This is a genomic window from Streptomyces albus subsp. albus (assembly GCF_000719865.1).
Classification (GTDB): domain Bacteria; phylum Actinomycetota; class Actinomycetes; order Streptomycetales; family Streptomycetaceae; genus Streptomyces; species Streptomyces albus_E.
The window spans coordinates 142,362-166,128 of record NZ_JOID01000004.1; the positions used below are offsets into that span (position 1 = coordinate 142,362).

8 protein-coding genes are annotated in these 23,767 nt (G+C 74.9%); all 8 read left to right on the forward strand.

The window, feature by feature from the left end; translation table 11 throughout:
* Nucleotides 1-7 precede the first annotated feature (7 nt).
* Genes IF83_RS0105295 through IF83_RS0105330 form a run of 8 tightly spaced genes read left to right on the forward strand, consistent with a single transcriptional unit; the run spans nt 8 to nt 23,757 of the window.
* Complete coding sequence (locus IF83_RS0105295) at nt 8-232, forward strand: MbtH family protein (RefSeq protein WP_030542844.1); 225 nt, start codon at nt 8-10, stop codon at nt 230-232.
* The gene (locus tag IF83_RS0105300; protein ID WP_030542845.1) at nt 229-933 is read left to right on the forward strand and encodes a thioesterase II family protein; all 705 of its coding nucleotides are present in this window, start codon (nt 229-231) and stop codon (nt 931-933) included. The genes IF83_RS0105295 and IF83_RS0105300 overlap by 4 nt, the downstream gene beginning before the upstream one ends.
* Nucleotides 934-967: 34 nt before the next feature.
* Complete coding sequence (locus IF83_RS0105305) at nt 968-7,234, forward strand: non-ribosomal peptide synthetase (RefSeq protein ID WP_030542846.1); 6,267 nt, start codon at nt 968-970, stop codon at nt 7,232-7,234.
* 8 nt (nt 7,235-7,242) lie between these two features.
* Nucleotides 7,243-11,139: a condensation domain-containing protein gene (locus tag IF83_RS0105310; protein ID WP_030542847.1), complete on the forward strand. Its 3,897-nt coding sequence runs from the start codon at nt 7,243-7,245 to the stop codon at nt 11,137-11,139.
* 20 nt (nt 11,140-11,159) lie between these two features.
* Nucleotides 11,160-12,509: a serine hydroxymethyltransferase gene (locus IF83_RS0105315; RefSeq protein ID WP_051722475.1), complete on the forward strand. Its 1,350-nt coding sequence runs from the start codon at nt 11,160-11,162 to the stop codon at nt 12,507-12,509.
* Nucleotides 12,510-12,523: 14 nt separating this feature from the next.
* Nucleotides 12,524-16,489 (forward strand): non-ribosomal peptide synthetase, encoded by a 3,966-nt coding sequence (locus IF83_RS0105320; RefSeq protein ID WP_051722476.1) that lies wholly within the window; start codon nt 12,524-12,526, stop codon nt 16,487-16,489.
* The gene (locus IF83_RS0105325; RefSeq protein WP_051722477.1) at nt 16,486-17,379 is read left to right on the forward strand and encodes a homoserine O-acetyltransferase/O-succinyltransferase family protein; all 894 of its coding nucleotides are present in this window, start codon (nt 16,486-16,488) and stop codon (nt 17,377-17,379) included. Before IF83_RS0105320 ends, IF83_RS0105325 begins: the two co-directional genes overlap by 4 nt.
* Nucleotides 17,380-17,409: 30 nt before the next feature.
* On the forward strand, nt 17,410-23,757 hold the full coding sequence (locus IF83_RS0105330) for an AMP-binding protein (RefSeq protein WP_030542851.1): 6,348 nt from the start codon (nt 17,410-17,412) through the stop codon (nt 23,755-23,757).
* Nucleotides 23,758-23,767: the final 10 nt, after the last annotated feature.

A 23,767-nucleotide genomic window follows, 5' to 3' on the forward strand; every position in this document is an offset into this window, starting at 1 on the left:
GATACCGATGAGTCAGACGACCACCGAGCACACGGACGACGCCGGCGACGGTGCCCTGCACGTCGTCGTCACCAACCACGAGGAGCAGTACTCCCTCTGGCCGGCCTACCGGGAGATTCCGCCGGGCTGGCAGGCCCGCACCCCGCCGACCGACCGCCGCGGCTGCCTGGAGTACATCAGGGAGCACTGGGTCGACATGCGTCCCCTGAGCCTGCGGGAGCGCCGCCCGTGATCCTGTTCTGCATCCCGTTCGCGGGAGGCGGCGCCGAGGTGTTCGCCGGCTGGCAGGAGGAACTCGCGCCGGTGGCCGAGGTACGCCTCGCGGAACTCCCGGGCCGCGGCACGCGAATGGGCGATCCGCTGATCGAGGACATGCCGGCGCTGGTCGCCGAGCTGACCGGGCAGTGCGAGGACCTGTCGCAGGGCCCCTTCGCGGTGCTCGGCTACAGCTTCGGTTCGTACGCGGCGTACGCGCTGACGCTGCGGCTGGCGCGACTCGGCCGGCCTCCGCGCCGGCTCTTCGTCGGCGGGTCCCGGGCCCCCTTCCTGCCGCCGCGTGACCCGGCCCGCCACCTGATGACGGACGCGGAGCTCATCGCGGAACTGCGGGCGGTGAACGGCACCGCCCCGGAGGTGCTGGCCAGCGCGGAGCTGATGTCGATGTACCTGCCGATCCTGCGCGCCGACTTCAAGGTCGCCGAGACCTACCCGCCCACCCGGGAGCCGGCGCCCTGCCCGCTGACCGTGTTCGGAGCGAGCCGCGATGTCTTCGTCCCGACCGGTGACCTGTCCGCCTGGTCCCGGCTCGGTGGCGACGACACCGAGGTGCGCGTCTACGACGGAGACCACTTCGTCATCCGCTCCGCGCGATCCCGAATCTGCCGTGCGGTGCGCGCGGACCTCACGCTCGACGCACTGAACGCGGCGTCCTGACCCTGACGAAGCCGGCCACCGAGGACGCCCAGCGATGAACTCTGACGTGACTGAACCCTTCCCCACCTCCAGCGCCCAGCAGCGGCTGTGGTTCCTCCAGCAGCGGCACCCCGAGAGCCGCGCCTACACCGTCACCGAGGCGGTGTGGCTGCGCGGCCGGCTCGACGCCGATGCCCTGGAGCGCGCGCTCGCCGCGGTGATCGAGCGCCACGACCAGCTGCGTGCCGTCTTCGAGTACCGCGACGACGGTCTGCTCCAACGCGTCGTGCCCGTGACGGAGCAGCCGTTCCGGCTGGCCCGGCACAGTGTGCCCCACGACGGCCTGCGCCGGTGGTTCGCCGAGGAGACCGCCGTCCCCTTCGACCTCGCCCGCGGGCCGGTGTACCGGGCCTCGCTGCTCGGACTGGGCGGCGACGAGTGGGTGCTGGCGTTCTGCGTCCACCACATCGTCACCGACGGATGGTCCGCCGAACTGTTCTTCTCCGAACTGGCGTCCGCCTACCGCCAGGCCTGTGACGGGGCCGTCCCGCGGTGGGAGAGCGCGCCGGGAAGCTACCGGGAGGCCGTCGCCGGGGAGCGGCGCCGGCTGGAGTCGCCGGAGTTCGCCGGGCGGATCGACGCGGCGGCCGAGGCCCTGGCCGGCGCGCCGATCGCGCTCGACCTGCCCGTCGACGCCGCGGCGGCGGCCGACCCGCCGCCCGCTGCCGTGCACAGGGTGCGGCTGCCCGACGAGCTGGTCCAGCGCGTCGAGGCGCACGCCGCCGAGTGCGGGGCGACGCCGTTCATGCTGTACGCGGCCGCGTACGCGGTGCTGCTGTCCCGCTGGACCGGTCAGAACGAGCTGGTGTTCGGGCTGCCCGCGGCCGGACGGGAGGACGCCTCGACGCACACCACGTACGGGCTGTTCGTGAACACGCTGCCGCTGCGCGTCCGGCCGGCGCCCCAGGACGACTGGAACACGCTCATCGGCCGCGTCCGCGACGCGGCGCTGGAGGCCTACACCCACGCCGACGTACCCCTGGACCGGCTGGCCGCCCGCCTCGGCGGACTGCCGCTCCAGGCGCTGCTGGTGGTGCAGCCGGACGACATGCCGCTGCCGCGGCTGCCGGGCGTGGAGGCGGCGCGATGGCTCGTCGACCACCACCACGCCAAGTTCGACCTGCTCCTCCAGATCGACCGGGGGCGCGTGGCCGCACCCGGGACCCCACACCCCGAGCACGGCACCTTCGCCGCCCTGGAGTTCCGGGCCGACACCGTCGGCGCGGGGCCCGCCGAGCGGATGCTGGCGCACTGGCAGCAGATCCTGGAGACGATGGCCGGCACACCGGACGCGCTCGTCGCCGCCCTGGAGCCGGAAACCCCCGCCGATCGGGAGCTGCGGACCTCGGCCCGGCGGATGGAGGCGGCACCCGCGCCCCTCGACCCGGTGGCCGCCTTCGAGCGGCGGGCCGCCGAACACCCGGAGGCGCCGGCCGTGTGGACCGGCCGGGTCGCCGTCGACTATGCCGGCCTCGCCGCCCGGACCGGCGCGATCCAAGCCGCGCTCCGGGCGGCCGGGGTGGGCCCCGGCGACTTCGTCGGCGTGTGCCTGCGCCGCTCCCCGGACCTGGTGGCCGCGCTGATGGCGGTGCTCCGCTGCGGCGCCGCCTACGTCCCGCTCGACGCCGGATACCCGCCGGAGCGCCTCCGCTTCATCGCCCGGGACGCCCGCTGCCGCGTCGTCCTCACCCAGCCGGAGACCCGGGACGTCCTGCCCGCCGACGCGGGCCCGTTCCTGGACGTCGCGTCGGTGCCCGCCGTCTCCGCGCTGCCCGGGGCCGTACCGGTGGAGGACGAGCGGATCGCGTACCTCATCTACACCTCGGGCTCCACCGGCCGCCCCAAGGGCGTGGCGATCCCGCACCGCGCCCTGCGGGCCTTCCTCGGCTGGGCACGCGACCACTTCACCTCCGAGGACGTCTCCGTGGTCCTCGCCGGCACGTCGGTCAGCTTCGACCTGTCGGTCTTCGAGATCTTCTTGCCGCTGTCCGTGGGCGGGGCGCTGCGGCTCGTCGACAACGCGCTCCAGCTCCTTGAGCAGCCCGGCACGGAACCCACCCTGATCAACACCGTGCCGTCCGCGATGACCGAGCTGCTGCGCGCCGGCCCGCTCCCGGCCGGTGTCCGCGTCGTGAACCTCGCCGGGGAGCCGCTGCCGCGGTCGCTGGCCGACGCCGTGTACGAACGGTCCGCCTCCGTGCGCTTGTTCAACCTTTACGGGCCGTCGGAGGACACCACGTACTCCACCTGGCACGAGGTTCCCCGCGACGGCTCGGAGGAGCCCGTCATCGGGCTGCCCGTCGCGGGCACCAACGCCTATGTGCTCGATGGCCGGCTGGCCCCGGTGCCGGCCGGCGCCGACGGTGAACTGTTCCTCGGCGGCCTGGGCGTCGCCCAGGGCTACCTGGACCGGCCCGGGCTGACGGCGGAGCGCTTCCTGCCCGACCCGTTCTGCGGCCTGCCCGGGGCGCGGATGTACCGCACCGGGGACCGGGTGCGGGTCACCGAGAGCGGCGAACTGCGCTACCTCGGCCGCTACGACCACCAGGTCAAGCTGCGCGGGTTCCGCATCGAGACGGGGGAGATCGAGAGCCGCGCCCGGTCCGTGGACGGAGTCGCGCAGGCCCTGGCCGTACTGCGCGAGGTCGCGGGCACGCCCCATCTGGTCTGCTACTGGACGGGCCGCGCCGGGCCGGACGCGGTACGGACCGCGCTGGCCGCCGAACTGCCCGCCTACATGGTCCCCCGGTACTGGGTGCCGCTGGACGCCTTCCCGCTGAACGCCAACGGGAAGATCGACCGCGCCGCGCTGCCGGAGCCCGCCCGGGACACCGGCGACGCCGCCGAGCCCGCCACGCCCGCCGAGCGGGAGGTGGCCGAGCTGATGGCCGGGCTGACGAGCAGCGGCCCGCTGGGACCCGGCGCCGACTTCTTCGCCCTGGGCGGGCACTCGCTGCTGGCGATGCAGCTGATGACGGCGGTCCGGGACCGGCTCGGCGCCGAGATCACGCTGGGCGACGTCTTCCGCCACCGCACGGTGCGCGCCCTGGCGGCGCGGATCGATCAGGTGCTCGCCGGCGAAGCGGCGCTGCCGCCCCTGCGCCGCAGGGACGGTGACGGCCCCGCGCCGCTCGCCTTCGCGCAGGAGCGCATGTGGCTGGTGGAGCAGCTGCGGCCGGGCAGCCCCATGCTGAACATCGGCGTCGCGGTACGGATCCGGGGCGACCTCGACCGGGCGGCGCTGGACCGTGCGCTGCAGGCGCTGACGGAACGGCACGAGGCGCTGCGGCTCCGGATCGACCGGGGCCGGGACGGGCAACTCCGCCAGCAGGCCGTGGCGCACCGGCAGGTGCTGCTGCACGACCTGGCCGCCGACGGCGAGGAGTCCACCGCGCGGCTGCTCCGCGAGGCCCTGGCCGAGCCGTTCGACCTGGCCACCGAGGCCCCGGCGCGCTGGCTGCTGATCGAGGAGGCGTCCGGCCGGGACGGCCGGCCCCGCCATGTCCTGGCACTCGTGATCCACCACGTGGTCGCCGATGCCTGGTCGCTCCGGCTGCTGCTGGACGAGCTGTTCTCGGACTACGCCGCCGCGGCCGCGGGGCAGGCCCCGTCGTCCGAACTCCGGCTCTCCGCGCTGGACCACGGCACATGGCAGCGCCGGCACCTGGACCGCCCGGCCGTCGTCCGGCGCGACCTGGCCTACTGGCAGGAGCGGCTGGCCGATCCTCCGGAGCGGCTGCGGCTCGCCTTCGACCATCCCCCGGCGCAGGCGGTGTCCTACCGGGGGGCACGGCTGACCCGGCGGCTGTCCGGCGAGGCGATGGAGGCGCTCCTCGCGGTCGGCCGGGAAGCGGGCGCCACCGCCTTCATGACGGTTCTCGCCCTCTACCAGGGGCTGGTGTCGCGGTTGTCGGGGCAGGACGACATCGTCGTGGGCACGCCCATCGCCAACCGGGACCAGTCGGGCACCGAGGGACTGGTCGGCTGCCTGCTCAACACCCTGGCGCTGCGCACGGACCACAGTGGCCACCCGTCGTTCCGCGACCTGCTGGAGCAGAGCCGGAAGGTCTGCCTGGACGCGTTCGCCCACCAGCAGACTCCGTTCGAGCTGGTGGTGTCGGCGCTGGGCGCGCAGCGGGCCGTCGAGCACACCCCGGTGTTCCAGACGATGTTCCTCCTCGACGGGGCCGAGGTCTCCGCGCCGCGCGTGCCGGGCCTGGAGTGCGCCCGGTTCGACATCCCGCCCGTCGCCACGCAGTACGACGTCACGCTCATGGTGGGCCGGGACGCGGACGGCTGGCACGCCACCTGGGACTACCGCACCGACCTGTTCGAGAGGGACACCGTCGCCGGATACGCCGACTGCTTCGAGATGCTGCTGGAGCAGGCCGGCCGCCACTCCGGCCGGCCCCTGAGCGGCCTGCCGCTGAGCACGCCGGCGCGGGAGCGGGCGGCGCTGGAGCGCGGCCGCCCCGACGCCACCCCCGTCCCCGACACCCTCCCCGCCCTGTTCGCCGAGCGGGTCGCCGCCCACCCCGACGCGCCCGCCCTCCACGACGACGAGGGCGTCCTGAGCTACCGGGAGCTCGATCGGGCCGTGGGCCGGCTGGCCGCGCGCATCGCCGCGCACGGCATCCGGCCCGACGACCGCGTGGCGGTCGTGCTGCCCCGGTCGCGGGCGTCGGTGACCGCGCTGCTCGCGGTCGCCAGGGCCGGCGCGGCGTTCCTGTGCCTTGACCCGGGCCTGCCCACCGAGCGGATGACGTGGATCGCCCGGGACGCCGGCGTGCGGCTGCAGGTGACCGACGCCTCGCTCGCCGACCGGCTGCCGCCGGACGTCGCGCCGGGGATACGGATCGACGAGGAGCCGCGGGACCCCGTGGCGCCGCTCCACGAGGGGGCGCCCGCGACGACCCCCGGGCACCTGGCGTACGTGATCTACACGTCGGGGTCCACCGGGACGCCGAAGGGCGTGCTGCTCACCCACCGCGGCCTGGCGCAACTGCGCGACCTCCACCGCGACCGGCTCGGCGCGGGCCCGGGCGCGCACGTGCTCCAGTACGCCCCGTACTCGTTCGACGCGTCGGTGTGGGAATGCGTCATGGGCCTGCTGACCGGTGCGTGCCTCCACCTGACGCACCCGGACCGGCTGCTGCCGGGCGCGCCGCTGGAGGCGACGCTCGCGGACCGGGGGATCACGCACCTGACGATGCCCCCGTCCAACCTGGCGATGCTGCGGACCTTGCCGGACAGCCTGCGGCACCTGGTGCTCGCGGGCGAGGCGTGCCCGGCGGAACTGGTGCAGAGATGGGGCGCGAAGGTCCGCCTGTGGAACGCGTACGGCCCCAGCGAGGCCACGGTGTGCGGCACGATCCAGGACTGCGCCGGACTGCCGCCCGGCCGGTCGCCGAACATCGGCACGGCGTTCCCCGGCGCGGAGGCGTACGTCCTGGACGCGGCGCTCAACGTGCTACCGCCGGGCGTGCCCGGCGAGCTGTGCCTGGGCGGCCGGGGACTCGCCCGCGGCTACCTGGACCGTCCCGGACTCACCGCCGAGAAATTCGTGCCGCACCCGCGCCCCGCGGCACCGGGCGAGCGGCTCTACCGCACCGGCGACCTGGCCCGGCTGACCGCCGACGGCGAGATCGAGTTCCTGGGACGGATCGACGACCAGGTCAAGCTGCGGGGCATCCGGGTGGAACCGGGCGAGATCGAGCGCACCCTGGCCGGCCTCGACCCGCGGATCGCGGACACGGCGGTGCTGGTGGCGGGTAGCGGCGGAGACCAGTACCTCGTCGGATTCGTCGCCGGTCCCGCCGGGCTCGACCCGGCCGTGCTGCGGGACGGGCTGGCCGCCCGTCTCCCGGGCTACATGGTGCCCGCCTGGCTGGAGCGGCTCGACGCCTTCCCGCTCACCGGCAACGGAAAGCTCGACCGCAGGGCGCTGGCCCGGATCGCGGAGGGCGGACGCCGCCAGGCCCCGGCGACCGCGCCGCCGCGCGGTCCGCTGGAGCGGGAGATCGCCGCGGTGTGGCAGGAGCTGCTGCCGCGGGCGGACATCGGGCGCGAGGACAGCTTCTTCGTGGTCGGCGGCACCTCGCTGACCCTGACCCGGCTCCACGAGCGCATCGACTCCCGCTATCCCGGCGCGCTCAGACTCGTGGACCTGTTCCGGCTGAACACCGTCGCCGCGATCGCCGGCGCCCTGGAAGAGACCGGTGCGTCCGCGCCGGCAGCCGCCGACCTCAGCTTCCGACTGTGAGGCCCCCCATGGACCGTGCCCCCGCCCTGCCCATCGCCATCGTGGGCATCGCCGCAGCGCTTCCGGGCAGCGGCGATGACCTGGACCGGCTCGCCGAGCTGCTGGAGTCCCGCGCCGACCTGGTGCGCCCCGTACCGGACGACCGCAGGCGCGACGCCGGACTCGGCCCCGGCGCGACGCTGTCGGAAGCCGCCCTGCTGGACCGCGTCGACACCTTCGACCACGCGTTCTTCGGGCTGTCGCTGCGCGAGGCCCGGCAGATGGACCCCCAGCAGCGGTTGCTGCTGGAGCTGACCTGCCGGGCGATCTGGGACGCGGGCTATCCGCTGTCGGCGCTGCGGGGCAGCCGTACGACGGTGGTGGTGGGTACCGGCCGCGAGACGTACTCGGAGCTCGCCGACCCGGCCGAGGCCCCCCTGGTGACCGGGCTGCTGCCCGCCGCGCAGGCGGGACGGGTGGCGCACCTGCTCGATCTGCGCGGACCCGCGCTCACGATCGACACGGCGTGCTCGTCCGCGCTCGCCGCCGTGCACGAGGCCTGCCGCAGGCTGTCGTCGGGCGAGGCCGACTGGGCCGTGACCGGCGGCGTGCGGCTGCTGTGCAGCCCGCCCGAGGCCGCCGCGCCGGGCAGCGAGAGCATCGTGTCGCCCGGTGGCCGGTCCCGCAGCTTCGACGCCGCCGCCGACGGCACCGGGCTGGGCGAGGGCGGCGCGGTGTTCCTGCTGAAGCCGCTGGCCCGTGCCGAGGAGGACGGCGACCCGGTCCACGCGGTGATACTCGGCGGTGCCGCCAACCACGACGGCGGGCGCAGCAACGGGTTCGCCGCACCCAGCACGGAGGCGCAGGAGGAGTTGCTCCTGCAGGCGTGGCAAGCCGCGGGTGTGCACCCGGGCTCCCTGGGTCTGATCGAGGCGCACGGCACCGGCACCCGGCTCGGCGACCCCATCGAGTTCGAGGCCCTGTCGGCCGCCTTCGGCCGGCGCACCGAGCGTACGGGCTTCTGCGTGCTCAGCTCCGTGAAGTCCAATATCGGCCACCTGGACTCGGCGGCCGGTGCGGCGGGTCTGCTGAAGGCCGCGGTGGCGCTCCGCAGCGGCCGTCGCTACGCCTCCGCCCACTTCACCGAGCCCAACCCGCTGCTGGACACCGGTCGTTCGGCGCTGCGCCTGTCGACGCGCACCGAGCCGTGGGACGCCCCCGCGCAGCGCCGCGCCGGGGTGAGTGCCTTCGGCCTGACCGGCACCAACGTGCACCTGGTTCTGGAGCAGGCCCCGCCGGCGCGGAGGGGAAGCACCGACGCGGAGCCGCGCCGGGTGCTCGTCCCCGTGTCGGCGCGCAGCGAGGGCGCCCTGCGGCGGCACGCGGGCCGGCTGGCCGCACACCTGCGGGCCCGTCCCGAGCCGTCGGTGCTGGCGGACGTCGCGTACGTGCAGGCGACCGGGCGCGACCACGAGCGGTGGCGGTCCTGTGTGGTGGCGGCGACGGCCGAGGAGGCGGCCGAGGCTCTGGAGCGGCTGGCGGCAGGTGGCACGGAGGTCACCCGAGTGCCGGATGCGACGGCGCTGATCACGCTGCTGCCGGACGAGGACGGGCCCGCCCCGGACGTGGTGCGCGCCTGGGCCGACGCCTTCCCCCCGCTCTCCGCGTGGCGGGACGAGCGGCGGGCGGAGCTCGGCGGTGTCACCGCGGGGGAGCGGGACGCCGCGGAACGGCTGATCGACCGGCAGACCGTGGTGCGGGCGCTGTTCGAGGCCGGTCTGTCCGACCGCATCGTCATCGGGCACGGCAGCGGCAACGTGCTCGTCGACTTGCTGCGGGGCGATTCCGGCCTGCCGGCCGCGGCGCGCGGCCTCGCCGCGCTGGGCGCGGTGGCGGATCCCGACGCGCGGCGCACCGAGACCGTCTTCGCCACCATCGGCGCCGAGGGCGACCCGGTGTTCGTCGCGCCCTGGCGGGGCCGCCTGTCGGAGCTGGCGGGTGAGCTGGCGCCCCGCCACCGGGGCGTGCTGGTCGACGCCGCGGTCGCGCCGGGGCAGGATCCGCGGACCGGGCTGCTCGGCACGCTGGCGGCGCTGTACGAGGCGGGCGCGGAGGTGGACTGGGAGCGCTGCGTGCGTTTCCTGGGCGGATACGGGCGGCGGGCGTCGGTGCCGACCGCGCTGTTCGAGCCGACCCGCTGCTGGATCGAGCCCAGGGCGCGCGGAACGGCCGGCGCGGTGCGGGAGACTCCGGCGCACGAGGCCCCGGCGCGGGAGGCCCCGGAGGAGCCCTCCCGGCTGGCCGAGGACGACGGCACCGACGCCGAGCGGAAACTGGCGGCGATCTGGTGCGCGCTGCTGGGCAGCGAGACCGTCAGCCGCGACGATGACTTCTTCGACCTCGGCGGCGACTCCCTGATGCAGGTGCAGCTCGGCAATGCGGTCGAGCTGGACTTCGGCTTCGACCTGCCGTTCGAGGTGGTGCACGACCACCCGGTCCTGCGCGACCTGGCCGCGTACCTGGCGGGGCGGCCGGCGGACGGGCGGCCGGCGGAGGGACTTCCGGCGGTGCGGGGGCCGGTCCACGACCCGGCGCGCGACCGCGCGCCCGCCACGCACTCCCAGCGCCGCATGTGGCTGCTCCAGCAACTGGACGCGGCCTCCGGCGCCTACAACGTGTCCACCGCCTTCGAACTGGACGGCCCGGTCGACGCGGAGGCGCTGCGGCAGGCGCTGGACGGGCTGGTGGCCCGCCACGGCATTCTGCGGACCCGCCTGGTGCTGGAGGACGGCGAACTGGTCCAGCGGGTGGAGCCGCACGGCACCTGGGACTTCGAGGTGGCCGGCTGGGACGCGACGCGGCAGGACGCCGACGAGCTGCTGCGGGACCACGCGGGCCGCCCGTTCGACCTGGCCCGGCCGGGCGCCGCCCGTGCGCTGTTGCTGGTCGACACGGCCGACCCGGCGCGCGGCCGGCTGCAGGTGGTGCTGCACCACGCGATCTGCGACGAGTGGTCGATGAACCTGCTGCTGGAGGAGCTGACCCGGGACTACGACACGCTGCGGCGCGGCGGCACCCCGCCCGGCGGGGACGGGGAGCTGCAGTTCGCCGACTGGGCGGCCTGGGAGCGCGGGCTCGACGCCACCCCCGCGCAGACCGAGGTGGCGCGCTACTGGCGGGAGACGCTGGCCGGCGCGCCCACCGAGCTGGATCTGCCGACCGACCTCCCGTACGGCGCGCAGCAGGACTACGCGGGCGCCTGGCTGCCCGTGCACGTCGGGGCGGACACGGTGGCGCGGATGCGGGAGGCGGCCCGGGCCTCGGGCGGCACCCTCTTCGCCTGGCTGATGACCGGGTATGCCGCCTGGCTCGCCCGGCTGACGCAGTCCGAGGACTTCCTCGTCGGCGTGCCCGTGGCCGGCCGCCACCGGGCGGAGGCCGAGCGTCTTCTCGGATGCTTCGTCAACACCCTGCCGGTGCGGATCGACGCCGGCGGCGACCCCACCTTCGCCGAGTTGTTCGCCCGGGTGCGTGACGCGCTGTCGGGGGCCTTCGCCCACCAGCGCCACCCGTTCGACGCGATGGTCGAGGAGCTCGGGGTGCCGCGGGACGCGGCCCGGCCGCCGCTCGTGCAGACGGTGCTCTCGCTGCAGTCCGGCGGGGAGACCGGCGACGGCGTCCGGCACCGGCTCGGCGACACCCCGCTGCGGCCGCTGGACCCGGACGGCACGGTCGCCTGGTTCGACGTGTCGGCGGTCCTGTGGGAGTCCGGCGGCGGGCTGTCCGGGATCTTCGCCTACCGCACCGCGCTGTTCGAGGAGGCCACGGTCAAGGGCTTCCGGCAGGACTGGCTGGCCCTGGCCGAGGCCGGCCTGGCCGATCCGCACGCATCTGTTCACGCCTTGCTCGACGACGACGCATGGTGACGGGATCTGAGGAGACAGATATGCACGACAGTCATATCGGGCGGAATCTGGACCAGGGGATCGCGACGCTGCGGCGCGACGACCCGGAGCTGTTCGAGCTGCTGGAGCGGGAGCATCTCCGGCAGACGGAGACGCTGTCCCTGGTCGCGTCGAGCGGCGGCACCGACGCGTCGGTGATGGCGGTCGTCGGTTCCAGCATCGTCAACGTCACGGCCGAGGGCTACCCGGGCAAGCGCTACCACGCGGGGTGCCAGTACGTCGACCGGGCGGAGGAACTGGCCGTCGCCAGGGCCAAGAAGGTCTTCGGGGCCCGCTACGTCAACGTCCAGCCGCACTGCGCGAGCTTCGCCAACCACACGGTGATGCAGGCGCTGCTGAAGCCCGGCGACACGATCCTCGGCATGGCCCTGGACCAGGGCGGCCACCTCACCCACGGCTCGCCCGTCAACCTCAGCGGCAAGCTGTTCGACGTGCACAGCTACGGGCTCGACGAGAAGGGCCTGATCGACTACGGGCAGCTGCGCGAGCTGGCCCTGGAGCACCGGCCCCGGATGATCGTCTGCGGCACGACCTCGTACACCCGGGTCGTCGACTTCGACCGGATCCGCGCGGTCGCCGACGAAGTCGGCGCGTACGTGCTGGCCGACGTCACGCACATCGCCGGACTGGTCGCTGCCGGGCTGCACCCGAGCCCCATCGACGCCGCCCACTTCACCACCACCTGCACGTTCAAGCAGCTGTACGGGCCGCGGGGCGGCCTGATCATGATGGGCCGGGATGCCGACCGGACCGGCGACGGCGACTCCCGCACCCTGTCGCAGCGCATCCAGAGTGCGGTCTTCCCGCTGATGCAGGGCTCCCCCGAGGTGCACACCATCGCCGCCAAGGCCCGAGCCATGGGCCGGCTGCTGCGGCCGGAGTTCAAGGAGCTGGCCGGGCGCATCCGCGCAGACGCCGACGCCCTGGCATCGGCGCTGTCACGGCGGGGGTACGAGGTGATCGGCGGCGGTACCGACAACCACATCGTGCTGTTCCGCGTACCGCCGCACCTCAACGGCTTGGCGGCCGAACGCGCCCTGGAGTCGTGCCACATCCTCGTCAACAAGAACAAGATCCCCGGTGACACGCGCGGCGCGACCGTCGCCAGCGGGGTTCGGCTCGGCAGCAACACCGTCGCCCTGCGGCGCATGGGCCCGGCGCAGATGGAGCGCTGCGCCGCCCTGATCGACACCGTGCTCACCGGCGCACGCGCCCTTCCGGGGGACGGCGCCGAGCTGCCCGGCGAGGTACGCGAGCAGGTCACCGCCTCCGTACGCGAACTGTGCCGGGACTTCCCGCTGCCGTACGTCACGGCCACCGAGAACCTCTAGGGACACCAGGACACATGGCGAAGAACGTCGAGGCGGCCTATCCGCTCTCCCCCCTCCAGCAGGGCCTGCTCTTCCACACCCTGAGCCGGCCGGGCGAACCCACCTACTTCGAGCAGATCCGCTGCAGCATCAGGGGCAGCCTGGACCGGGCGGCCTTCGAGGAGGCCTGGAACTGGGTCGTGGCGCGGCATCCCGTCCTGCGGACCGCGTTCGCCTGGCAGCGGTTGAAGGAACCGCTGCAGCTCGTGGGACGTTCCGTCCGCGTCCCCCTGGACTGGGCGGACTGGCGCGGCCGGCCGGACCCCGAGGGCGACTGGCAGCAGTTGCTCCGAGAGGACCGGCAGCGCGGGTTCGACATGGCGAAGGCCCCGCTGATGCGGCTGATCGCCCGCCAGGTCGACGACGAAACGCACCACTTCGTGTGGAGCCACCACCACATCCTGCTGGACGGCTGGAGCTTCGGCCTGGTCCTGCACGAGGCTCTGGAGTGCTACGCGACGCTGGTCGGCGAGGGCCGGCCGCCGGTGACCGGACCCGCACGGCCGTTCGGTGACTTCATCCGGTACCTGGGGGAGCGCGACGCCGGGGCCGACGAGACGTTCTGGCGCGAGTACCTGCGCGGCTTCGGCGCACCGACCCGGCTCGCCGTCGACCGCGGCCAGGGCGTGCACGAGGGCGGCGGCGGCACCGAGGTCACTCTGTCGGTGACCCTCGACCGCGGGACGAGCGCCACCGTGCAGCAGCAGTGCGCACGGCGGGGTGTCTCACTGAGCGCGCTGGCGCACGCCGCCTGGGCGCGCCTGCTGGGCGCCTACAGCGGCGAGGACGAGGTGCTGTTCGGCTCCACCACGGCGGGCCGCCCGCCGGAACTGCCGGGTGTGGAGCAGATGGTCGGCCTGTTCATCAACGCTGTGCCGCTGCGGGTGCGCATCGACCCGGCGAAGCGGGTCGGCGACTGGCTGGAGGAGATCCAGCGGGACCTGTTCCGGCTCCAGGCGCACCAGTTCACCGGTCTGGCCCGGGTGCAGGAGCTGTCCGAGGTCGAGCGAGGCAAGCCGCTGTTCGAGACGCTGCTCAGCTTCCAGAACTACCCGCTGGACGACGGCCACACCGAGGACTGGGGCGGCATCCGGCTGACCGACTACGGCTGGAGCGGACCGACCAACTACCCCGTCGCCGTCCGCGCCTTCCCCGGTGACGAGGTCATGCTGGTGCTCACCTACTACCGCAACCGCCTGGACGACGACATCGCCGGGGCGATGCTCGACCAGCTGCGGCTGCTGGTCGAGCGCCTGGGCAGCGAACCCGACCGGTTCCTCTGGGAGACCGGGGCGGTGGCCGGCGAGCACGCCGACCGGGTGCTGCGCCGGTGGAACGACACCGGCGCCGACCTGGACCTGGACCGCACCCTCCACGGCTTGGCCGAGCGGCAGGCCGCGCAGCGGCCCGACGCGCCGGCGGTCGTCGCCGGGGACGGCCGGCTCACCTACGCCGAGCTGGACGCCCGCGCCAACCAGGTCGCCCGGCAGCTGAGGGACCTCGGTGTACGGCCCGGGGACCGGGTCGGCTTGTGCACCGAGAAGTCCACGGCCGCCGTCGTGGGCATCCTGGGCGCCATGAAGGCGGGCGCCGCCTACGTACCGCTGGACCCGGCCTATCCCGCCGAGCGGATCGGCTACATGGTGGAGGACGCCGGCCTGCGTGCGCTGCTGACGTGGGGCGGCGGAGCCGAGGTGGCCGCGCGGCTGGACATCCCGTCGCTCTCGCTGGACGCCGACCGGGCTGTCATCTCCCGGCAGCCCACCACCCCGCTCGACCTGACGGTGTCGCCGGACGACTTCGCGTACGTCATCTACACCTCCGGCTCCTCCGGGCGGCCCAAGGGCGTGATGCTCGACCACCGCGGCCGGATCAACAACGTCGAGGACTACTGCCGCCGGTTCGCCATGGGCCCCGGGGACCGCACCCTGTGCGTCTCCTCGCTCAGTTTCGACATCTCCGTGTGCGATCTCTTCTGCAGCCTCAACGCGGGAGGCGTCCTGGTCTTCCCGGACGCCGACCGCGCCAAGGACCCGGAGCACTGGCTGGACCTGATCGACCGCGAGGGCATCACCCTGTGGCACTCGGCGCCCGCCCTCATGGACGCGCTGCTGGACGTCGCCGAGGAGCGCGGCCGGAGCACCGGGGGGCTCCGTCTCACCGTTCTGGACGGCGACTGGATCCCGCTGACGCAGCCCGACCGGGTGCGCGCGTCCTTCCCGGCGGCCCAGGTGGTCAGCGCGGGCGGCGCGACCGAGCTGTCGGTGGACTCCGTCACCTACCCGGTTGGCGCGGTCGACCCGGCCTGGCGGAGCATCCCGTACGGCACGCCGATGGTGAACCAGACCGCGTACATCGTCGACGAGCGGATGGAGCCGGTGCCCGTCGGAGTGCCCGGCGAGCTGTGCCTCGGCGGAGTCGGCCTGGCGGCGGGGTACCTGGACCGGCCGGAGCTGACCGCCGAGAAGTTCGTGCCGCACCCCTGGTCCGACCGGCCCGGCGACCGGCTCTACCGCACGGGCGACCTGGCCCGGTTCGGGCAGGAGGGGACGATCGAGCTGCTCGGCCGCATCGACTTCCAGGTGAAGATCCGCGGTGTCCGGATCGAGCTGGGCGAGATCGAGTCCGTGCTGCGCGAGCACCCCGGCGTGGACACCTGCCTGGTGGCCGCGCCGCCGGACGCCGCCGGGGACCGGCGCCTGGCCGCCTACGTGGTGCCGGCCGGGGGCAGCGCGGGGGAGGCGGAGGACGCCCTCCACGCCGAGCTGCGGGCGTGGCTGCGCCGCCGGGTGCCCGACCACCTGGTGCCCGAGGCGTTCGTCCGGCTCGAGCGGCTGCCGCTGACCGCCAACGGCAAGGTCAACCGGCGGGACTTGCCCGTTCCCCGGTTCACCGTCGCCGCCGCGGACCGTGCGGAGCCGCGTACCGCGCTGGAGGCGGCGCTGGCCGGACACTGGGCCGGCGTCCTCGGCGTCGACCCGTCCGCCCTGGATGTGGAGACCAGCTTCTTCGACATGGGCGGCAACTCCCTGAAGGCGCTGCGCGCCTGCCGCGTGCCCGGCCACACGATCCCGATCACCGCGCTCTACCAGTACCGCAGCGTGCGCGCCCTGGCCGAGCACCTCGGACAGGGGCGCCGGGAGGCCGACGCCCTGGTCCGGCTGAGCGGCGCGGAGCCGGCGCCGGCGGCACCGGCCGTGATCTGCGTGCCGTACGGCGGCGGTCACGCCGGCGTGTACCAGCCACTGGCCGACGCCCTGGCGGACCGGCTCACGGTGTACGCGGTACGGCTCCCGGGCCACGAGCACGACGGCACGGACGAGGCACCGCAGGCCGTCGACGTGATCGCCCGGACCGTGACGGAAGCGGCCCGCGAGCTGAAGGACCGCCCGCTGCTCGTGTACGGGCACTGCGGGGGCGTGGCACTGGCCACCGAGATCACCCGGCTGCTGGAGGCGGACGGCCTCGACGTGCGGCGCCTGATCGTGGCCGCGTCGTACCCGCCCGCGGCGGGCGACGACCTCGCCGACGACCCGTTCGCGGGCCGCAGCGACCGCGAACTGGCCCGTGCCTTCGCCGAACTGGGCGGCTTCAACGACCTGAGCGACGACGAGGCCGAGGTGATCGGCCGGCTGCTGCGGCACGACGGCACCGAGGCGAGGCGCTACTTCCGGCAGGCCCTCAACCGCGCCGCCGAGAACCCGGACGGCCTGCTGCGCACCCCGCTGACCTGCCTGATCGGAGACGAGGACCCTCTGACCGAGGGGTACGCCGAGGGCTGGCACAGCTGGGGCCTGCTCGCTCCGCGCCACGAACTGGCCGTGCTCCCCGGTGACCACTACTTCGTCCGCGCGCACCCGGGCGAGGTCGCCGACCGGCTGCTCGCCGCCCTCGCCTCCACCGAACCGGCCCCCGAGACGCACACCGAGGTGTCCCAGTGAACGCATCGCCGAACACCCCGCCCGCCGGCGACGGCACCGAGGCGGCGGCGCCCGCCCGCCGCCGTCTGGCGGTCATCAACCTGATGCCGCAGGCCGAGATCTACCTCGACTACATGGCGCAGGTCCTGCCCCCGGGAACCGACGTGCGGTGGATCCGGGTCCGCAATCACCCCTACCGCAGCAGCAACCAGGAGATCCTGGCGGCCACCCACCACTACTACGACGAGACAGTCCTGGAGGACTGCGACGCGCTGCTGCTCACCGGCGCGGCGATGGACCTCAACCCGGACTTCACCGCGGCGACGTACTGGGACGAGATCGTCGGGACCCTGCGGGACGCGGACGGCCGGGTGGGCTCCATCGCTGGTGTCTGCTGGGGTGCCCAGGTCGTGGGGAAGGTCTTCTTCGGAATCGAGAAGCAGCACTTCCCGGCCAAGATCTCCGGCGTGATCGAGATGACCAACATCGCGCCGGAACACCCGCTGATGCGCGGCCTCGACGACCGCTACTGGCTGCCGCAGAGCCGGTACGCGCAGATGGAGCCCGAGGCCTTCGGGAAGGCCGTCGCCGACGGCCGGCTGGTGCCGCTCGACTGGTCCGAGGAGTCCGGCCACACCACCGTCGTCTCCGCCGACGGCGCCCACCTGATGCTGCAGGGGCACCAGGACTACCCCACCGAGCGGCTGGCGGAGGAATACCACAACGCGCTGAGGAAGGGCCAGTCGCCGCCCGTCCCGCTCAACTACGACCCCGAGCGGCCGGTGAACCGCTGGCGCGCCAACAACCGGGCGTTCTTCGCCGCGTGGCTGGAGCTCGCCGCCGAACGCAAGCGGGAGAACGGGCTCCCGGCGGCGGGTGCCGCCCCCTCCGCCGTTCCGTCGCAGCTTTGATCCGAGTCCGACCCGAGGAGTGTGCCTGCCGTGCCGACCCGCCCCTTCGAACACGCCACCGACACCGCCGTACTGGCCGGAGAGGTGCTCGCGGCACTGCGCGCCCGCGGCCGCGCCGTCGCGGCCGACACGCACAGCGGCGAAACCCTGGCCGACTGGGTCGACGGACTCGCCAAGTCCCTGGCGGAGTACGCGGCCCGGCCCGGTGAACTGGTCCACGTGGCCTCGGCCGGACCCCTGGAGACGGTGGTCGGCTGCCTCGCGGCGTGGCTCTCCGGTGCCGTGCCGGGTGTGGGGCCGGGCACCGCGGACGGGCCCTCGCGCCTCGTCCTGGACGTCGCCGGGCGGGTGACGCGGTCGAGGGCCGGGGAGCCGGCCGAGGTGGACGCGGCCCTGCTGGTGTCGGAGGACTTGGTCGGCTGCGTCGCCCACCCGCCGGCCTCCCTCGGCCGTCTCCGGCTGCCCGCCCGGTCGTACGGGGCTGTCGCGGTGCTCGCCGACTGGCGCGCCGACGCGTGGCTCCCGCTGGTGCTGGAGGCGTGGCTGACGGGAGTGGAGCATCTGTCGCTGCGGCCCGACGGGCCGGCGGCCCCGGACGCGGACGCCGTGCTGGTGTGCCCGGCGGGGCGGCTCGCCGCGGACCCGGGGCTCGCGGCGGACGGCGCCTTCGCCGGATGGGTGACCTGGGGGGCCGGCACGGCCGGGGCGCCGCGGGCGGACGACGCACGGCTGCACGGCTTCGGCGACCACTTCGTGCTCGCGGCGACCCGCGCGCACACACCGGACGGCGGGCGGGCGCAACGCGGCGAGGTGTACGGGCGCCACCGGGTGTGCAACGCGGCGGGCCGCCCGCTGCCGGTCAACGCCTGGGGACTGCTCGCCCTGGCCGGACGCCTGCCCGTCGTCGGCGACACGGCGGACGCGACCCTCGCCGCGGTACGCGCGGAACCGGCCGAGCGGTCCCGGGTCACCGACTACCGGGCCCGCAAGCGCAGCGACGGCACGGTCGAGTTCGATCTGCGCGGGCTGGACGCGCTCCGGATCGCCGGGCGGCGGCTGTCCCCCGCCGCCGCCGCCCGCGCACTGGCCGCGGCCGGCCTGCCGGACGCCGCGCTCGTGGCCCGCGACCCGGACACCGACCGGGCCCGCCTGGTGCTGTGCGCGACTGGCGACGGCCCCGGCGAGAGGGCCGTGGCGCGGCTCTCGGCCGCCCTGCCCGCGTGGGCGGCGCCGCTGAGCGTGTGCCGGGTGCCCGCGCTGCCGCGCGACGACGCGGGTCGGGTGGACCCGGCCGGGCTGGCGGCCGACGCGCCACCGGACGACCTGCTGCTGGAGCTGGCCGGGCGGGAGCTGGCCGGGGACGGCGGCGAGCCGGTGCGGCTGCGTGCGGTGCCCGTACCGGCGCAGGGCGCCGAACTGCCGCTGCCCGAGGGGTTCGCGGCGGGCGGCGGGCACTATCCGGCGACCCGGCCGGCCGAGGCGAAGGGACCCGGACTGGCGCCGGCCGACGACGACCTGGTGGACCGGCTGCGGAGGGCCGCCGCGACCGACCGCGGCATCCCGCTCGTCGACGGCGAGGGCCGCGAGCACCGGATGTCCTATGCCGAACTGCTCGACCGGGCGTCGCGGGTGGCCGCCCATCTGCGGGCCCGTGGCCTGGGGCACGGCGACGAGGTCATCGTCCACGCGGCGGCGGCGGGCGACATCTTCACCGGCGTGTGGGCGTGCATCCTGATCGGCGTTCTGCCGGTGCCGCTCACCCCGGCCACCCCGTACGACGCCGCGGGCAACCCGCTGTGGCACCTGTGCGGCCCGGACACCATGCTGACCGGCCGCACCATTCTGACGACCGAGGCGCAGCGGGACGCCACGGGCCCGGTTCTGCGGCGGCGCGGCCTGACCGCCGAGCTGCTGACCCTGGAGGAGGCGCGCACCCACGACCCGCTGCCCGCCGGGGAGGCCGCACCCCGCTCACCCGCCCTCATGATCCTCACCTCCGGCAGCACCGGCGCGCCCAAGGGCGTCGCACTGTCCCACCGCAACCTGGTGTCGCTGGCGGAGTCGATCCGGCACGAGTTCGGCCTGGCGGACGAGGTCTCCCTCAACTGGCTGGGCGTCGACCACGTCGGCGGACTGGTCCAGCACCACGTCCGTGACCTGTGCCTGGCCAACGAGCAGGTGCACGCGGACACCGGGTGGGTGCTGGCCGACCCCACCCGTATCCTCGACCTCCTCGACCGGTACCGGGTGACCATCAGCTGGATGGCCAACTTCGGCTTCAACCTCGTCAACGAGCAGGCCGAGAAGATCGCCGAGGGCAGCTGGGACCTCAGTCCGGTCAAGGTCTGGGAGAACGGCGGCGAGCCGGTCACCCACGAGGGCAACCAGCGTTTCCTCGCGCTGCTCGCCCCGCACGGGCTGCGCGGCGACGTCATCAAGCCCGTGTTCGGCATGACGGAGACCAGCTCCGCCATCATCGGCGCGCACAACCTGGTCGCCGGGCGGCAGGACTACGTGCACTGGCTGAGCGACACCGCGCTGGACAGCCCGGTGCAGCGGGCGCTGCCCGGCGAGGGCAGCCCGTTCGCCGAGGTCGGTACCCCCATGGCGGGGATCTCGCTGCGGGTGGTGGACGCCGGGGGCCGGGTGTGCCCCGAGGGCGTGAGCGGACGCATCGAGGTCAGCGGCCCGCAGATCATGAACGGCTACTACCGCAACCCGCAGGCCGACGCCGAGACGTTCACCCCCGACGGCTGGCTGCGCATGGGCGACTGCGGGTTCATGGTGAACGGCAGCCTCGTGGTCACCGGCCGCGAGAAGGACGTCCTGATCATCAACGGGCTCAACTACGCGGCACGGGCCCTGGAGAACACCGTGGAGGCCGTGCCCGGCGTGCGGCAGGGCTGTTGCGCGGCCGTCCCGGTCCGCCGCCCCGAGGCCGTCACCGACGACCTGGCCGTCTTCTACAGCTCGACCGAGGCGGGCGCGGCCGAAGCCGCCGCGATCGAGGCGGCGCTGATCTCCGAGCACAGCCTGCGTCCGGTGGCACTGGTTGAGATCGGCCCGGACGCATGGCCGCGCACCGCCATCGGCAAGATCCGCCGCCCGGTGCTCGCCCAGGGCTTCCACGCCGGGGAGTTCGCCGACCGGATCACCCTGCGCCGCGACAGCGGGATCGGCAACCGCGCCACGGTTCCCGCCTGGCACTTCGTACCGGAGTGGCGGCCGGCCGAGGCACCGGCCGCGGCCGGCGCCGGCCGCGTGCTCTGGCTGGGCGGGCGGGCCCCCGCGGGGGCGTCCCTGTCGGCCGTGCCGGGCGCCCCGTTCGACGGGTTCGACGCGGAGGGCCGGGCGCGTTTCCGGACGGATCACCAGGGGGACGTGAACGCCCTGCTGGACGCGGCGGCCCAGCGGCTCGGCGGCCTGGACGCGGTGGTTGACGCCCGCTGGAACACCCCGCCCGCCGACGACGGCGCCGAGACGGCGGCGCGCGCCCTGCGCGAGGCGCGCACCGCCTGGGAGGCGCTGTTCCGGGCCGCGGCCCGGTGGCCCGAGACGCCCGCCGTGGTGCTGGCCACCCGTGCCGCCGTCGCCGTCACCGGCGACGAGCCGAGCGTCGCGCACGCCGCGCTGCCGGGCGTGGCCGAGAGCCTGGCCCAGTCGCACCCCCGGCTGCGGGTCGCCCTCGTCGACGGCGCCCCCGAGGACGCGCTGCTCCCCGAGTGCGCCCTGCGGGGGACCGGACAGGTCGCCCACCGCGACGGTGCCCGGCTGGTGCGCGGGCTGCGGGCGCTCACCGGGGCGGCCGTTCCGGAGGTGCCCCGCCGGGTGCTGCGCGAGCACGGCGCCTACCTGGTGATCGGTGGCCTGGGTGGGGTCGGCGCCCACCTGACCCAGCACCTGCTGCGGCGCTTCGGCGCCCGGGTGCTGGTCGCGGGACGCGGCCCGGCCGGGCCCGGGGACGCCCGCGGCGGGGTGCTGGCCCACCTCGCCGACCAGACGGGACCCGGCGGGGCCGGCGAGATCCGGTATGTGCGGCTGGACGCCGCCGGCGCGGACGCCCTGCGCGCGGCGATCGACGCCGCCGAACGCGACTGGGGGCCCCTGGACGGTGTGTTCAACCTGGCCGGCGAGGGATCGGTGACCGAACAGCTCGACGCGCTGGCCGCCCCCGACGAGACCACAGCGCCGCGGCTGCTCCAGCGCGCGGAGACGCGGGTGCGCACGAGCCACGCCCTGGAGGAGGCGCTGGCGGACCGCGCCACGCCGCTGGTGGTCTTCAGCTCCGTCAACGGCTTCTTCGGCGGCGCGGGCTTCACCGAGTACGCCGGAGCCTGCGCCTACCAGTCGGCGCATGCTCTGTGGAGCGCCCGGCGGACCGGCCGCACCAGGATCTGCCTGGACTGGAGCATGTGGAAGCAGGTCGGCATGGCCTCCGGCACCCCCTCCGCCGTGGTGGAGCTCGCCCAGCGGCGCGGCTTCGGCAGCCTGACGCCCGCACAGGGCCTGGCCTCGCTGCACACGGCCTTGGAATCCGCCGAGGACCGGCTGCTGATCGGTCTGTCGGCATCCGGCGACGCGGTCGCCGGACTGCTCCCGTTCGACGCGGTCGGCTACGAGGTGGAGGCCGACGGCGTGGACGACCCGGCACGGGTCGCGGCCGCGGTGGGCGTGGACCCCGCCCGGGTGCGCCGGACGCGCACGGCCTCGGCCGCCCGGCCGGCCGCGGCCGTCGGGCAAGGCCACACCGAGGCGCTGCTGGACGTGTTCCGCGACGTGCTGGGGGCCTCGGAGGTCGGCGAGGACGACAACTTCTTCGCCGCGGGCGGGGACTCCATCCGGGCCATCCAGGTGGTCGCCCGCGCGGCCGAGCGCGGCTTCCGGTTCAGCCCGCTGGACCTGTTCGAGCACAAGACGGCCGCGGCCCTGCTCGCCCACCTGGCAGGCCGGGACGGGCTGGCCGGCGTGGCGCTGGACGACGAGGACGACGGGGACCCCCTCTCCCCGGCCGCCGTACCGCCGGTCTTCGGCTGGTGGCTGGAGAAGGCCGGCCGGCGTGAGGTGCGCGACCACCTCACGATGAGCATGCGCTACCGCGTCGGCGGCGGACTGGAGCCCGGGCTCGTGGAGGCGGCGCTGGTCGCGCTGTCCGAGCGCCACGACGCCCTGCGGATGCGGCTGGCCGGGACGCCGGAGGGCCGGCGACTGGTCCCCGGCGAGTCCGCCGCCGGCAGCCTGCGCTTCGAGGTGGTCGAGGTGCCGGCCGGGCAGGATCCCGCGGCGGTGGCCGACGAGGTCGAGCCCGGCCTGCACCGCGGGGTCAGCGCCGAGACGGGTCCGCTGGTCCGCGCCGTGCTGGTCCGCCCCGCCGAGGGGTCAACCGCCGTACTGGTGCTGGTGATCCACCACGCGGCCGTCGACGGGGTGTCGTGGCGGATCATCGAGGAGGACCTGCGGCTGCTGCTGGAGGCCCGGACACGCGGGGCGGTGGCCGAGCTGCCCCCCGTCACGACGGGCTATCTGGCCTGGGCCCGCCGGATGGAACGCCGTGCGGTCCGCCTGGACGGCAGAGCGCTGGCCGACGACTGGGCGGGGCGGCTGAAGGGCGGCTGGGGCAGGCTGCCCGGCGAGCCGGCCGAGCCGCCGCTGGAGGGCGGCACGGAGATCCTCACCCGGAGGATCCCGGCACACCTGCTCGACCGGCTGGGAGAGACCAGCGTGTACGAGGTCCTGCTCACCGCGGTCGGCTGGAGCCTCACCCGGTGGGCGGGCACCGAGGCCATCGCGGTCGATGTCGAGGGGCACGGCCGCCTGGACGGCCAGTCGCCGGTCGACCTGTCGCGCACGGTGGGCTGGTTCACCGCCATCGCGCCCGTCCGCCTCGACCTGGCGGGCTGCGCGGCACCGGGACAGGCGGTGCCCCGGGTACGGCGCGCGCTCACCGAGCTGCGGGGGAGGGACCAGGAGTGGGGACTGCTGCGGCACGGGAACGCCTGTCCGCCGGACCACGCGCTGCGCCGCCTGCCGGAGCGCCAGGTCAGCTTCAACTACCTCGGCGTCTTCGACGGCGCCGGGCAGAGGACCGACCCGCTGTTCGCCGCCGTGCCGGGATCGCTCGGCGCCGAGCAGAGCCCCGAGGCGGAGCGCCACTACCTGATCGACATCGCGGCCGTCGTCGCCGGCGGCGAACTGGAGCTGGCGGTGAAGTTCTCGCCGGCCGTCCACTCCGCCGGTGAGATCAGGCAGTGGCTGGACCGGTGCGAGACGGTGCTGCGCGACCTCCTGGCCGGAGGAGGAGGGCCCGAGGCGGCCGAGATCGATCAGGACGAGCTGCTGCTCGCGCTGGAGGAGGTCAGCCTGGGTTCCGAGGACGCCTGAGTCCCGGCGG